Origin of the sequence: Hansschlegelia beijingensis, from assembly GCF_014196425.1 — a bacterium.
Taxonomy (GTDB): domain Bacteria; phylum Pseudomonadota; class Alphaproteobacteria; order Rhizobiales; family Methylopilaceae; genus Methylopila; species Methylopila beijingensis.
In genome coordinates, this window is record NZ_JACIDR010000001.1 from 202,269 (window position 1) to 214,798 (window position 12,530).

A 12,530-nucleotide genomic window follows, 5' to 3' on the forward strand; every position below is an offset into this window, starting at 1 on the left:
GCGCTTCAGGCCAGCGTGATCGCGGCGATGAGCCGCCCGTAGTCCGGCTCCGCGCGATGGGTGGCGCGGCGGAAGCTGAAGAAGCGGGCTTCATCCGCATAGGTGTCGAGACCGAGATCGTCGACCTCGCCGACGCCTGCCGCCTCCAGGCGCGCCACGACGAAGCCGCCGAGATCGAACAGCGCGTGCCCGGGCTTGCCGGAGGGGACGAAGAACCGCGCATTGCCCGGATCGCCCGCGGTGAAGCGGGCGGCGAACTCGGGCCCCACCTCGTAGCTCGGCTGCCGGATGCACGGGCCGAGCGCCGCCGTGACGTCCTTGCGACGGGCGCCGAGCTCCTCCATGCGGACGAGCGTCGCCTCGAGCACGCCTCCGATGGCGCCCTTCCAGCCCGCATGGGCGGCCGCCACCACGCCGGACTTCGGATCGGCGAACAGGATCGGCCCGCAATCCGCGACCGTGACGGCGACCGCGAGGCCCGGCGTCGCGGTCGCGACCGCGTCGACATGCGGCGCCTCGTGGCGCGCCCAGGGCGCGGCGGCGATCGTCGCCTCCGCCGAATGCACCTGCCACGGCACGGCGAGACGTCCTGCAGAGAGCCCGAGCGCGGCCGTCATGCGCCGGCGGTTCTCCTGCACCGCATCCGGGTCGTCGTTCGACCCGAGTCCGCCGTTCAGGCTGGCGTAAAGCCCGGTCGAGACGCCCCCCTGACGGGTGAAGAAGGCGTGCCGGACCCCCGCCAGCGCCGCCAGCTTCCGCGACTGCACGAAGACCGCAGCCTCGGTGGGGGGCTCGCTCAAGGCGGCGTCGGTCATGGCGTCGGCTCCTCTCATGGGGCCGCGGGAGCGAATCCCGGCAGCGGTCCGAGCCGAGGATCGGCGAAGGCGAGCGCCTTGAACAGCGCCCCCATGCCGGTCGGCGCGCGATCGGTCAGGCGCGCGGCCGCCGCCTCGATCGCCGCGCGCTGCTCGTCCGTCGCCGCCCGGCGCAATTGCGCGGCGCGCTGGGGGAGGCCCAGTCGCTCGAGGAAATCACCCTGGGGCAGCAGCTCCATGACGCTCGCGCCGGCAGCGGCGGCCGCGCGGGCGAGAGCGCCGAAATCCACATGGGCGGTGAGATCGGCCTCGCCGGGAGCGCAAAGCGGATCGACGTAGCGGTGGGCGCGCACCGCCTGCAGCGTGTCGCCGCCGGCCGCCCCTGCGCCGTAATCGATGGCGAGCGCCGCCCCGCCATGCGCGGCGACATGGCGCGCGATCCGCGCGCCGATCACAGCCGCATCGGGGCAGATCTCGAGAACCGCGCCAGCCGGACTTTCCGGCAGCCGCACGTCGCGCGGCGCTTCCGGCGCCAGTCCGAAGACGAGGGAGCGCTCGGCCGAGAGCCCCACCAGCCGCTCACGCCAGCCCGCCTCGGTCCGAACGAACTGGCGGACCGCAAGCGCGTCGAAGAATTCGTTGGCGACCACGAGCGCAGGGGCCGGGGTGGAGAGCGCTTCCTCGACCGTGGCGGCCCAGCGCGGCGGGACGGCCGTTTCGGCGAGAGTCCCGGCCTGGACATCTCTCAGCGTGGGACTGGTCTCGACCAGCACGACGTCGAGCGCGGCGCGGAACTCCGGAACCGCTTTCGCCGCGCGCAGCATGTCCGTCATCAGGGTGCCGCGGCCCGGGCCGAGCTCGACCAGGAGGACGCGCGCGGGGGAGCCCATCTGGCGCCAGACTTCGGCGCACCACAGGCCGATCAGCTCGCCGAACATCTGGCTGATTTCGGGCGCCGTGACGAAGTCGCCGCGCGGGCCGAACGGATTTCGGGTGACGTAGTAGCCGTGCGCCGGATGGCCGAGGCAGAGCCCCATGTAGCGGGCGACGGTGATCGGGCCCTCGTGGGAGATCAGCTCGACGATCTCGCGCTCGAGCGCGGTCATGCGGCCGCGGGACGCCTTGCCGCGTAGACCACCAGCGCGAGGCCCGCGAGCAGCATGGGGATCGACAGCAGCATTCCCATCGTCAGGCCGCCCGCCAGGAAGCCGATCTGGGCGTCCGGCTGGCGGAACTCCTCGCCGATGATCCGGGCGACCGCATAGCCGGCCGCGAAGGCGCCGGTGACCAGGCCGGGCCGCTTCAGGGCGCCCGATCGCGCCAGGATCTGGACCAGCAGGAACAGGCAGACCCCTTCGAGCGCCGCCTGATAGAGCTGGCTCGGATGACGGGGCTCCGGGCCGCCGCCCGGAAACACCATGCCCCACGACACGTCGGTGGCCCGGCCATACAGCTCGCCATTGATGAAGTTCGCGATGCGGCCGAAGAACAGGCCGATCGGCGTCACCGCCGCCGCGAGGTCGAAGGTGGGCAGCACCGGCAGTTTTCGGGAGCGGGCGAACAGCGCGAGCGCGAGCGCCGCGCCGAGCAGGCCGCCATGGAAGCTCATGCCGCCGCGCCACAGCTTCAGCGCCTCGAGCGGCTCCTCGACGTAGAGCGCGAAGTCGTAGAACAGCACATAGCCGAGGCGCCCCCCGAGGATGACGCCGAAAGCGACCCAGACAATGAGGTCGTCGACGTCGAGAGGCTTCGGATGGGCGGTCGCGCCCCAATACGCGTCGCGGCCGGCGATGCGCTTGGCGAGCCACCAGCCGATCAGCAGTCCGGCGATATAGGCGAGCGCATACCAGCGGATCACGAGCGGTCCGATCTGGAGCGCGACCGGATCGATCATCGGAAAGGCGATCGCGAACAGCGGCATCGGACGCTCCGGAGGGACCGGCGCGTGATGGTCGAAGCCGCCCGGAGCGTCAAGCGCGCGTGGTCGCTTTCCCGTGTCGCCGTTCACGTTTGCCCAACCGCCATCGGGCAATCTGACGTTCAGGGGGAGATCGACGATGACGCGAGGCGGATTGCTCACCACGCTGGCGGCGGGATTGCTCGCCGGCGCCGGAACGCCGGCGGCGGCGCAGGACGTCGGCCCGTTGAAGACGTTCAAGGACTGGGTGGTCGGCTGCGACAACCTCAGGGCGTGCGTGGCGCTCGGGTCCTCCCCCGACGAGGCGAAAACCGCCTATGTGAAGATCACGCGCGGCGCCGCCGCCGACGACGAGCCCACCGTCTCGTTTCATGTGGCGCCCGATGCGGAGCCGGCCGCGCCCGGTCTGTCGCTCGTTCTGGACGGGGCGGCGCCGACGCCGCTTCAGGCGGCGCTCGACGGCTCCTATGTCGTCGCCTCCCTCCCTGCAGGAAAGGCGCGCGAAGTCGCCTCCGCGCTGAAGCAGGCGAAGAGCCTCGCCGTGACCCTGAGCGACGGCGGCAAACTCGCCGGGTCGTTCAATATTTCGCTGTCGGGCTCTGCGGCCGCGCTCCTGTTCATGGATGACCGCCAGGGCCGGGTCGGAGGCGTCACGGCGCTCGCAAAGCCCGGCCCGGCGCCGGCCAGCTCCGTTCCGCCGGCGCCCCGTGCGCCGCTTGTGAAGGCGCTCGCGATGAAGGAGGTCGAGCAGCCCGACCCTCTACCGTCCGGGATCGGGAAGGCCAGCTCGGACGACTGCAAGGATGTCCCACCGATCGAGCTGCGTCTGGAAGGCGGCAAGGCGCTGTGGGGCGTGTGCACCTACCTGGCGGCCTACAATGGCGGCTTCCGGATGTGGCTCGCCGGCCCCGAGGGGGCGTCTCAGGTCAACTTCGCGCCGCCCGGCGAGAAACCCGACGACGCCGCCGAGCTGACCAATCCCTATCTGTCCGAGGACGGCCTCATCCTGAACGCCTTCGCGAAGGGGCGCGGCATCGGCGACTGCGGCGAGGCGACGTCCTGGACATGGGACGGCTCCGCGTTCCGGCTGGCGCGGCTGATGCGCATGGAGGAGTGCCGCGGCGTGCCGCAGAGCGACTGGCCGGTGCTCTACCAGGCCGAGCTCGCGCGCGACTAGGCCGCCGAGGGCGCCGCGTCGGTCGGGAACTGGTCGGCCGCAGGCCTTGGCGCGGCGACCGGGCCCAAACCTGCGGGGTTCGCGGCCGGCCTGATCGCCAGAAAGCGCATCATGCCGTGGGCGATCTCGCGCTCGCCCATCACCACCTCGTCGGCGCCGAGCTTCATGAGATGCTCGACTTCCGCGTCCGAGTGCGCGCGCGCGATGATCTTGAGGCTGGGGTTGAGGGCGCGGGCCTGCTCGACGGTCTGGCCCGCCTCGAACGCCTCCGGGATGGCCACCACGAGGGCCTGCGCCTGGGGCAGGTTCGTGAGCGCGAGCACCGCCGGGTCAGCGCCGTTGCCGACGATCGTCTCCACGCCGCGTTCGCGCAGTTCGGTGAGCGGCTTCTCCGAATCCTCGATGACGAGAAAGCGCGCGCCGCTTTCCGCGAGCTCCGCCCCGACGGCGCCGCCGACGCGGCCGAAGCCGACCAGCACGACATGGTCCGTCAGCGCCGTGGGATGCGGCGTGCCTTCGTCGGCCGAGAGCTCCGGCGTCGAAGACTCGGAGCGCGTCTGGGCGGCCGGGGCGACGGCCGCCTCCAGTGGAGAGGACGGCGCCGCCGCGGGCGCCGCCGTCGCCTCGACGGGCGCTGCCTTGGGCTGCCTGCGCCCGATGAATGTCTCGATGCGCGACCGGAATCGCTCGGCCGCGAAGAACGCCAGCGGGTTCAGGACGATCGAGATCAGCGCGCCGCCGAGGATCAGATCCCGCCCGGCTTCAGGCAGAAGCTTCAGCCCGACCCCGAGCTCGGCGAGGATGAAGGAGAACTCGCCGATCTGCGCGAGGCTCGCCGAAATCGTGAGCGCCGAGGACACCGTGCCGCGGAAGGCGAGCACGATCAGGAAGGCGGCGATCGACTTGCCGATGAGGATGATGAACACGACCGCCGCGACGCTCCATGGGTCGCGCAAGATGATCGACGGGTCGAACAGCATTCCGACCGAGACGAAGAACAGCACCGCGAAGGCGTCACGCAGCGGCAGGCTCTCCTGCGCGGCGCGATGGCTGAGCTCGCTTTCGGCGAGCACCATCCCGGCGAAGAACGCCCCGAGCGCCAGCGACACGCCGAACAGGGCGGAGGAGCCGAAGGCGACGCCGAGCGCGATGGCGAGCACGCCGAGGCGGAACAGTTCACGCGAGCCGCTGTGCGCGATGCGGTGGAGCACGGCCGGGATCAGCCGGCGTCCCACGACGAGCATCAGGCCCACGAACACCGCGACCTTGAGCAGCGTCAGGGCGACCACGCCCGCCATGCCGATCTTGATGCCGAGCGCCTCGCTGACCGCCGCGGCCAGCGGCTCCGGCGCTTGATCCGCCGATCCCGCAAGCGCCGGGATCAGGACCAGCGCGAGCACCATCGCGAGATCTTCCACGATCAGCCAGCCGACCGCGATCTTGCCCCGCTCGCTGTCGAGCAGGCGTCGATCCTGAAGCGCCTTGAGCAGCACGACCGTGGAGGCGACCGAAAGCGCGAGGCCGAACACCAGGCCGCCGCCCAACGACCACCCGAGCAGCCAGGCGAGGCCGCAGCCGAGACCTGTCGCGGCCGCGATCTGCACGATCGCGCCGGGAATCGCGATGCCTCGGACCGACATCAGGTCCTTCAGGGAGAAGTGCAGGCCGACGCCGAACATCAGCAGGATCACGCCGATCTCGGCGAGTTCCGGCGCCAGGCTCTGATCGGCGACGTAGCCGGGGGTGTGCGGCCCGACGAGCACGCCGGCGAGAAGGTAGCCGACCAGCGGCGGCAGCCGCAGGCGATGCGCGATCGCTCCGAAAATAAACGCCAGAACAAGCCCCGCCACGATGGTCGAGATCAGCGGGGTTGCGTGCGGCATAGGCTTGGCGGACCTCCTGCGGGTGCGGCCGTCTTTCTAAGTCAAAGCGGCGTCGGCCGATATTGGCCGCCCGCAATGGTCAATTCAACTTGTCGTAGAGGCCGCGGCTTGATCGCCGGGGCAGGACGGGCCACATCTGGGGAGAACAGAGAGGATGCCTCATGACTGAAACCCGCGGGCGCATGTTCGACGAGATCGGACGCCTGATGACCGACGCCGCCGGCATGGCTTCAGGCTTGCGGCGCGAGGTCGAGACGGTTGTGCGGCAGCAGGCCTCGCGGATCCTCTCGGACCTCGATCTCGTGCGTCGCGACGAGTTCGAGGCCGTCCGGGCGATGGCGAGCCGCGCGCGGGAAGAGAACGAGAAGCTCGCCGAGCGGCTTGCGGCGCTCGAGGAGCGTCTTGGTCGCTCCGAGGTCGACGCCGACAGCGTGTTCGGCGAGAAGGCCGCCGAGCCGGCCCCGGTCGGCGCGCCCAAAGGCTTTGACGACGCGGTGGGGGATTGATCCCCCTGTCTGCGCAACAGCCTGTGTGCAGCGCCGCGAGAGGCGCCATATACTGAACCAGGCGGCTCGAATCGCCGGAGGTTTTCCGGGGTTAGGAGTCGCGGTTGGCGAGCCGCGCACAGCGGCGCGCCCGTCACGCGCGACGTCGTTCCCACGCCCGCTGACGTCGGGCCTCACCCGGGGAGGAGCTTATGGCTCTCATCGACGTGGACGCTGATCGCCAGGGACATCCTGTCGACATGATCGAACGTATCGCGACGTTGAACGACTGGGTGTTCGACCGGTCGGGCGACGACGAGATCACGATCTCCGTCGACGGAGCATGGACCGATTACCACGTGTCGTTCACGTGGATGGGCGATCTGGAGTCCCTTCACCTGGCCTGCGCCTTCGATCTCAAGGTTCCCGATCGCCGGAAGACGGAGGTCCTGCAACTGCTGACGCTCGTGAACGAGCAGATGTGGCTCGGCCATTTCGACCTGTGGAGTCAGGAGGGCGTGGTGGCCTATCGTCACTCTCTGCTGCTGTCCGGAGGCGCGGAGGCGAGCGCGCCGCAATGCGAAGCTCTGCTCGAGGCCGCGATCGAAGCGTGCGAGCGCCACTACCAGGCCTTCCAGTTCGTTCTGTGGGCCGGCAAGAGCGCCAAGGAGGCCATGGAGGTGGTGGCCTTCGAGACGGTGGGGGAGGCGTGACGACCTCAGCATTCTCTTGAACGCGCACTGCTCCGGGCCGCTCGATGCGGGCGGCCCGGTTCTGCTGATCGGCGCCGGCAAGATGGGCGGCGCGCTGCTCGACGGCTGGCTCGCCCGCGGGCTCGACCCGGCGAGCGTGTTCGTCGTCGACCCGGCGCTGCCGGAGTTCACGGCCGAGCGCTGGCGCCGCGCCGGCGTGCGGCTCGGGCCGCAGCCGGGCGATCTTTCCGGCCCGGCCGCCATCCTGCTCGCGGTGAAGCCGCAGGCGGTCGAGGGCGCGCTGCCGGCCGCGGCGACCTTCGCCGGCCCCGACACCGTCGTGGTTTCGGTGCTCGCCGGCACGACGCTCGCCACCCTGTCCGCAGGACTGGCCGACGGTCAGGCGGTCGTTCGCGCCATGCCGAACACGCCCGCCGCCGTCGGCCGCGGCGTCACGGGCTGCGTCGCCGGCGGCCAGACGCGTCCCGAGCAGCGCGATCTCGCCGACCGGCTGCTGCGCGCGGTGGGCGATGTGGTCTGGGTCGAGGACGAGGGGCTGATCGACGCCGTCACGGGCGTTTCGGGCTCCGGCCCGGCCTATGTTTTTCTCCTGGTCGAGACGCTGGCGCGCGCCGGCGTCGCCGCGGGCCTGCCGGCCGAGCTGGCCCAGACCCTCGCGCGCAAGACGGTCGAGGGCGCAGGCGAGCTGCTCGCGCGCTCCTCCGAGCCGCCCGAGATCCTGCGCAGGAACGTCACCTCGCCGAACGGCACCACGGCGGCCGCGCTCGAGGTGCTGATGGCCGAGGACGGCCTCGCGCCGCTGATGGAGCGCGCCGTGGCGGCCGCCACCAGACGCTCCCGCGAGCTCGCCGGCTGAGGCGACCTTGGATGCCGGCCGGGTTCGGCCCTATCTTGAAGGCGCGACCCATCAGCCGAGGAGAGACGTCCATGGCGGCCGATTTCAATGCGGGCGCGACGCCCGGCGCAGGCGAGGCGGGCCCGGGCGCCGCAAGGCTCGACAGGCCGGCGGCGCCCGCTGATCCGAAGGACAAGATCGTCGCGGCGCTTTTCACGCTTCTCGGTGAGAAGAGCTGGGGCGAGATCGGGCTCTATGAAGTCGCGCAGCGGGCCGGCGTGTCGCTCGCCGAGCTCCGCAGCGCCTTTCCGTCGAAGGGCGCGATCCTCGCCGCCTATCTGCGCAAGATCGACCTCGACGTGCTGTCGCACGACATGCGCGACATGGCGGACGAGCCGGCCCGTGAGCGGCTGTTCGACGTGCTGATGCGCCGGTTCGAGGCGATGGCGCCGCAGCGCGAGGCGCTCCGGGCGGTGCGGGACGGGCTGCGGACCGATCCGCTCGGCGCGACGGCGCTGAACCAGGTCGCGGTCTCCTCCATGCAGTGGATGCTGGCGGCGGCGGGCGTCAACGAGGCGGGTCCGCTCGGCGCCGCCCGCGCGCAGGGCCTCGTGCTGGTGACGGCGCGCGTCTTCGACACGTTCCTGCGTGACAGGGAGCCCGGCCTGCCCGAGACCATGAAGGCGCTCGACGAGGAGCTGCGGAAAGCCGAGCGCTGGGCCCAGCGCGCGGACGATCTCGGTCGCCTGGCGGCGCCGTTGCGCTCCGCCCTCGACCGAATCCTCGGACGCGATCCGCGCCGCCCGCGCGATCGCAGCGGCGGCGACGACATGGCGTCCGCCGCGTGAGCGGAGCGTCCGTCGCGCCGCAGATCGGCTTCGATGATTTCCTCCGCGTCGACATCCGGGTCGGCACGGTGATCGAAGCCGAGCCCTATCCGGAGGCCCGGAAGCCGGCGATCAAGCTGCGGATCGATTTCGGACCGCAGATCGGCGTGAAGCGTTCGTCGGCGCAGATCACTCGCCACTACGCGCCGGAGGCGCTTGTCGGGAAGCAGGTCGTCGCGGTGGTGAATTTTCCGCCGCGGCAGATCGGCAAGTTCATGTCCGAGGTGCTGACGCTCGGCGTTCCTGACGAAAGCGGCGAGGTGGTGCTGCTGTCGCCCACCGTCGCGGTTCCGGACGGCGGGCGGATGTTCTGACGGAAGCTGGCTTCACCCTGACCTGGGCGGGACGGGAGCGTCGGAGTTGATGACCGTCCGCCAGTGGTGATGGAGAGCCGCAACGTCGCCGCTGGTCAGGATGGGCATGGCCTGCTGCAGTTGGTCGTCGCTCCAATTCCACCAGCGAAGTTCGAGCAGTCGGTCGATGTCGGCGTTGGCGAAACGCTTCCGGATGATCCTGGCCGGGTTCCCGCCAACGATGGCGTAGGGCTCGACATCCTTCGTCACCAGAGCCCGCGTCCCAATGACGGCGCCGTCGCCGATCGTGACGCCGGGCATCACGATCGCTTCGGACCCGATCCAGACATCATTTCCGACCACCGTATCGCCGGCCGGCTGGAATCCGTTCTTTGCCCCGGCGAAGGATGAGACTTCAGGCATCCAGAAGAAGGGAAAGGTGCTGATCCAGTCGCTGCGATGCCCCTGGTTTCCGGCCATGATGAAGGCGGCCCCTGAGCCGATGGAGCAGAACGAGCCGATGATGAGCTTGTCGGCGTCTTCGTCTGGCAGGAGGAAGCGGGCGCAGTCGTCGAAACCATGCCCGTGATAGTAGCCAGAGTAATAGCTGTGCCGCCCGACCCGAATGTTGGGATGGGTGACAAGACGATCGAGAGTGATGCCCTTGAAGGGGCTTTCGAAGACATTGTGCATGATGAGCGCCATCGGCTAGTGGGCCGCGCATGCGGCGACGGTCCACCCGCTGGGTGCGGGCGAACGTCCGCGGACGACCATTGGTCGCCTGCTTCAGCTTCTCACGTCAGAGACGCGGAAGCGCGATGCGGATGGTACTCGGAGCGACCTTCATTCTCCGATGATAGATTGAGCGGCCGCCCGCCGCCAAGCGCGGTGGCGGCCAGCCGCCTGGCTGACACGCTCTGACAGACCCTAGGCCGGTACCCGCACCACCGCCCTCAGGCCGCCGAGGGGGCTGGCCTCCAGCGTCACGTCGCCGCCATGGCTGCGGGCGATGTCGCGGGTGATGGCGAGGCCGAGACCGGAGGAGCCCGCTCCGTCCTGGTTGCGGGCTTCGTCGAGCCGCAGGAACGGTCGAAAGACCTCCTCGCGCTTGTCCGGCGGAATTCCCGGGCCGTCGTCGTCGATCCTCACCTCGAGCAGGCGGCCGTCGTGGACGGCGACGATCGCGATCCGCTTGGCGTAGCGCGCCGCGTTGGCGACGAGGTTCTGCAGGCAGCGCCGGAACGCGTCGGGACGGACGATCGCCATGCGCTCGCCGTGGCTCTCGACCGTGGCGCCCACGCCCGAGGTCTCGGCCGCCCGCTTCAGATCCTGCAGCATCTGCGGGATGTCCGTGGGCGAAGCCGGCTCGCCGGCGTCGCCGCGCATGAAGGCCAGATAGCCTTCCAGCATGCGCGACATCTCCTCGACGTCCCGGTTGAGGTCCTCGACCTCGGGCGAGTCGTCGAGCAGCGCGAGCTGCAGCCGGAAGCGGGTCAGGATCGTGCGCAGGTCGTGGCTCACGCCTGCGAGCATGGTGGTGCGCTGCTCCATGGCGCGCTCGATGCGATCCCGCATGCTGACGAAGGATTCCGCCGCCAGCCGGATTTCGCGCGCCCCGCGCGGCCGGAAGTCCGGCGCCGCTCGCCCTTTGCCGAAGCTGTCGGCCGCTTCGGACAGGGCCAGGATCGGCCGCAGCTGCGCGCGCAGGAAGTAGATCGCCACGCCGAGCAGCACGAGCGAGGCCCCGACCATCCAGATCAGGAAGATGTGGCTGTTCGAGGCGTAGGTCTGGTTGCGGCGGGCCAGCACCTTCATCACGGCGTCGCCGAGCTGGATACGGATCTCGACGAAATTCGATCGTCCGACGGTGTCGATCCAGAACGGCAGCTTGATGTCGTCGGCGATTTCCTCGGAAAGGCGCTCATCCAGGATCGAGAAGAACGGCCGCGGCAGCGGCGGAGGCAGCGCCTGCGGCGGCAGGAATTCGACCTGAAGCGCCAGCCGCTCGCGGGCGATGCGAACGATCTCGGCGTCGCTCACCGGCGGCTTCGATTGATGCAGGTCGACCAGTGCGGCGATGTCGCGGCTCACCGCCGAGGAGAGGCGTTTGGTGACGAGCTCGTAGTGCCGCTCCAGGAACACGAACGCGACGACGCCCTGCAGCAGCACCATCGGGGCGATGATGATGATCAGCGATTGGGTGTAGAGCCCGCGCGGCGCCCGCCGCCGGAGCCAGCCTATGAAGCCGGTCTTCCTGCTCATTCGTCTGTGAGCAGGCGGTAGCCGAGCCCGCGCACCGTCTGCAGCAGGATGGGGTTGGCGGGATCCGCCTCGATCTTGCGGCGGAGCCGGGTGACCACGACGTCGACCGCCCGGTCGCCCGGCGCGGCGTCGTCGCCCGCGATGGCGGCGCGCGGCACCGTCTGGCCGGGGCGTTCGGCGAGCGCCGCGAGCAGGTCGCGCTCCCGGTCGGTGAGCCGGACCACCTCGTCGCCGCGCTTCAGCTCGCCCCGACCGCGGTGGAAGACGAACGGGCCGAAGCGCACCTCGGGCGCCGACCCGGAGGTGGCGGCGGCGGCCGAGCGGCGCAGGATGCCGCCGACCCGCAGCAGCAACTCCCGCGGGTTGAACGGCTTGATCAGGTAATCGTCCGCGCCGGTTTCGAGCCCCGCTATGCGGTCCTCCGCCTCGGAGCGGGCGGTGAGCATCAGGATGGGCACCGGGGAGCGCGCGCGCACCGCGCGGGCGAGCTCGAGGCCGTTTTCGCCGGGCATCATGACGTCCAGCACGAGCAGGTCGAACGACAGCGAGTCGAGCTTCAGCCGCGCCTCGCTGGCCGAGGACGCCGTGGTCACCCGATAGCCGTTCGTGGTCAGGAACTTGTGCAGCAGCGACCTGATCCGCGAATCGTCGTCGACCACCAGCAGGTGCGCCGCGTCGTCGGCTATCGGCCGGCGCTCCGCCGCTCCCGCCATCATCTCACCTCCGTCCGTCCGCTCCGAAGCCCGACAGGCGCGAGACCTTGCCGCGCTCCTCCGGATCGATGATCTCGAACAGAAAACGCTTCACGGCGTCCCGCTCGGCCGGCTCCGCGTCCACCAGCGCGCGCGCGACGCGGCGTCCCTGCAGCCGGGCGAGCTCGCGCGCCAGCCGGTCGCCGCGATCGGTGACATAGAGCAGGCGCTGGCGGCGGTCGGCTTCGCCTTCGCGCTGCACGATGAAGCCCTTGTCGACAAGCTCGCGCAAGACGCGCCCGAGGCTCTGCTTGGTGATCTTCAGGATGTCGAGCAGTTCCGTGACCCTGAGGCCGGGATTGCGGTCGACGAAATGCAGCACGCGATGATGCGCGCGGCCGAATCCATAGACCGCAAGCGCTTCGTCGGCGTCCCGCACGAAGTCCCGATACGCGAAGAACAGCAGCTCGATGATGTCGTAAGCGGCGCCGCTCGCGGCCTCCAGCGCCGGGGCGCTCGCCGCGGCGACGTCGTCCCCGGCCGAAATTACGTCAGCCATGTTGACTTATT

At 70.3% G+C, this 12,530-nt stretch carries 14 protein-coding genes; 6 read left to right on the forward strand and 8 right to left on the reverse strand.

From position 1 onward, the window contains the following. Positions 1 to 5: 5 nt before the first annotated feature. From pgeF to lgt, 3 genes are read right to left on the reverse strand one after another with little or no spacing between them, the layout of a single operon-like run. On the reverse strand, positions 6 to 815 hold the full coding sequence (pgeF, locus tag GGR24_RS00930; RefSeq protein ID WP_183393420.1) for a peptidoglycan editing factor PgeF: 810 nt from the start codon (positions 813 to 815) through the stop codon (positions 6 to 8). A 14-nt stretch (positions 816 to 829) separates the two neighbouring features. After that, on the reverse strand, positions 830 to 1,921 hold the full coding sequence (locus tag GGR24_RS00935) for a class I SAM-dependent methyltransferase (RefSeq protein WP_183393421.1): 1,092 nt from the start codon (positions 1,919 to 1,921) through the stop codon (positions 830 to 832). Continuing rightward, complete coding sequence (gene lgt / locus GGR24_RS00940; protein WP_183393422.1) at positions 1,918 to 2,736, reverse strand: prolipoprotein diacylglyceryl transferase; 819 nt, start codon at positions 2,734 to 2,736, stop codon at positions 1,918 to 1,920. The genes GGR24_RS00935 and lgt overlap by 4 nt, the downstream gene beginning before the upstream one ends. A 136-nt stretch (positions 2,737 to 2,872) precedes the next feature. On the opposite strand from lgt, the gene GGR24_RS00945 reads away from it, so the two are divergent. After that, positions 2,873 to 3,910, forward strand: a complete 1,038-nt coding sequence (locus GGR24_RS00945; protein ID WP_183393423.1) for a DUF1176 domain-containing protein — start codon at positions 2,873 to 2,875, stop codon at positions 3,908 to 3,910. Here the strand turns inward: GGR24_RS00945 and GGR24_RS00950 are convergent. Beyond that, entirely contained in the window at positions 3,907 to 5,793 is a 1,887-nt protein-coding gene (locus tag GGR24_RS00950; protein ID WP_183393424.1) for a cation:proton antiporter domain-containing protein, read from the reverse strand. The two genes, GGR24_RS00945 and GGR24_RS00950, sit on opposite strands and share 4 nt — an antisense overlap. A 161-nt stretch (positions 5,794 to 5,954) precedes the next feature. On the opposite strand from GGR24_RS00950, the gene GGR24_RS00955 reads away from it, so the two are divergent. From GGR24_RS00955 to GGR24_RS00975, 5 genes are all read left to right on the forward strand, one after another. Beyond that, positions 5,955 to 6,299 carry an accessory factor UbiK family protein gene (locus tag GGR24_RS00955; RefSeq protein WP_183393425.1) on the forward strand — a complete coding sequence of 115 codons (345 nt, stop codon included), beginning with the start codon at positions 5,955 to 5,957 and terminating at the stop codon, positions 6,297 to 6,299. A gap of 191 nt (positions 6,300 to 6,490) precedes the next feature. Further along, positions 6,491 to 6,991, forward strand: a complete 501-nt coding sequence (locus GGR24_RS00960; protein WP_183393426.1) for a type III secretion system chaperone family protein — start codon at positions 6,491 to 6,493, stop codon at positions 6,989 to 6,991. A 16-nt stretch (positions 6,992 to 7,007) separates the two neighbouring features. Further along, positions 7,008 to 7,847, forward strand: a complete 840-nt coding sequence (proC, locus tag GGR24_RS00965) for a pyrroline-5-carboxylate reductase (protein ID WP_183393427.1) — start codon at positions 7,008 to 7,010, stop codon at positions 7,845 to 7,847. A 71-nt stretch (positions 7,848 to 7,918) separates the two neighbouring features. After that, a complete protein-coding gene (locus GGR24_RS00970; RefSeq protein WP_246397893.1) occupies positions 7,919 to 8,674 on the forward strand; it encodes a TetR/AcrR family transcriptional regulator in 756 nt (251 codons plus the stop codon). Then, positions 8,671 to 9,027 carry a tRNA-binding protein gene (locus tag GGR24_RS00975; protein WP_183393428.1) on the forward strand — a complete coding sequence of 119 codons (357 nt, stop codon included), beginning with the start codon at positions 8,671 to 8,673 and terminating at the stop codon, positions 9,025 to 9,027. The genes GGR24_RS00970 and GGR24_RS00975 overlap by 4 nt, the downstream gene beginning before the upstream one ends. A gap of 12 nt (positions 9,028 to 9,039) precedes the next feature. Here GGR24_RS00975 and catB read toward each other — a convergent pair whose 3' ends face one another. From catB to GGR24_RS00995, 4 genes are all read right to left on the reverse strand, one after another. Next, entirely contained in the window at positions 9,040 to 9,699 is a 660-nt protein-coding gene (gene catB / locus GGR24_RS00980) for a type B chloramphenicol O-acetyltransferase (protein ID WP_183394422.1), read from the reverse strand. Between the two features lie 234 nt (positions 9,700 to 9,933). Further along, positions 9,934 to 11,268: an ATP-binding protein gene (locus GGR24_RS00985; RefSeq protein WP_183393429.1), complete on the reverse strand. Its 1,335-nt coding sequence runs from the start codon at positions 11,266 to 11,268 to the stop codon at positions 9,934 to 9,936. Next, the gene (locus GGR24_RS00990; protein ID WP_428978209.1) at positions 11,265 to 11,984 is read right to left on the reverse strand and encodes a response regulator; all 720 of its coding nucleotides are present in this window, start codon (positions 11,982 to 11,984) and stop codon (positions 11,265 to 11,267) included. The genes GGR24_RS00985 and GGR24_RS00990 overlap by 4 nt, the downstream gene beginning before the upstream one ends. Position 11,985: 1 nt before the next feature. Then, positions 11,986 to 12,519, reverse strand: a complete 534-nt coding sequence (locus tag GGR24_RS00995) for a MarR family winged helix-turn-helix transcriptional regulator (RefSeq protein WP_183393430.1) — start codon at positions 12,517 to 12,519, stop codon at positions 11,986 to 11,988. Between the last annotated feature and the right edge of the window lie 11 nt (positions 12,520 to 12,530).

What these genes read in the sequence shown, in the direction of transcription:
- pgeF (WP_183393420.1), bottom strand. Translation starts at nt 815, where the DNA reads ATGACCGACGCCGCCTTGAGCGAGCCCCCCACCGAGGCTGCGGTCTTC.
- GGR24_RS00935 (WP_183393421.1), bottom strand. Translation starts at nt 1,921, where the DNA reads ATGACCGCGCTCGAGCGCGAGATCGTCGAGCTGATCTCCCACGAGGGC.
- lgt (WP_183393422.1), bottom strand. Translation starts at nt 2,736, where the DNA reads ATGCCGCTGTTCGCGATCGCCTTTCCGATGATCGATCCGGTCGCGCTC.
- GGR24_RS00945 (WP_183393423.1), top strand. Translation starts at nt 2,873, where the DNA reads ATGACGCGAGGCGGATTGCTCACCACGCTGGCGGCGGGATTGCTCGCC.
- GGR24_RS00950 (WP_183393424.1), bottom strand. Translation starts at nt 5,793, where the DNA reads ATGCCGCACGCAACCCCGCTGATCTCGACCATCGTGGCGGGGCTTGTT.
- GGR24_RS00955 (WP_183393425.1), top strand. Translation starts at nt 5,955, where the DNA reads ATGACTGAAACCCGCGGGCGCATGTTCGACGAGATCGGACGCCTGATG.
- GGR24_RS00960 (WP_183393426.1), top strand. Translation starts at nt 6,491, where the DNA reads ATGGCTCTCATCGACGTGGACGCTGATCGCCAGGGACATCCTGTCGAC.
- GGR24_RS00970 (WP_246397893.1), top strand. Translation starts at nt 7,919, where the DNA reads ATGGCGGCCGATTTCAATGCGGGCGCGACGCCCGGCGCAGGCGAGGCG.
- catB (WP_183394422.1), bottom strand. Translation starts at nt 9,699, where the DNA reads ATGCACAATGTCTTCGAAAGCCCCTTCAAGGGCATCACTCTCGATCGT.
- GGR24_RS00985 (WP_183393429.1), bottom strand. Translation starts at nt 11,268, where the DNA reads ATGAGCAGGAAGACCGGCTTCATAGGCTGGCTCCGGCGGCGGGCGCCG.
- GGR24_RS00990 (WP_428978209.1), bottom strand. Translation starts at nt 11,984, where the DNA reads ATGATGGCGGGAGCGGCGGAGCGCCGGCCGATAGCCGACGACGCGGCG.
- GGR24_RS00995 (WP_183393430.1), bottom strand. Translation starts at nt 12,519, where the DNA reads ATGGCTGACGTAATTTCGGCCGGGGACGACGTCGCCGCGGCGAGCGCC.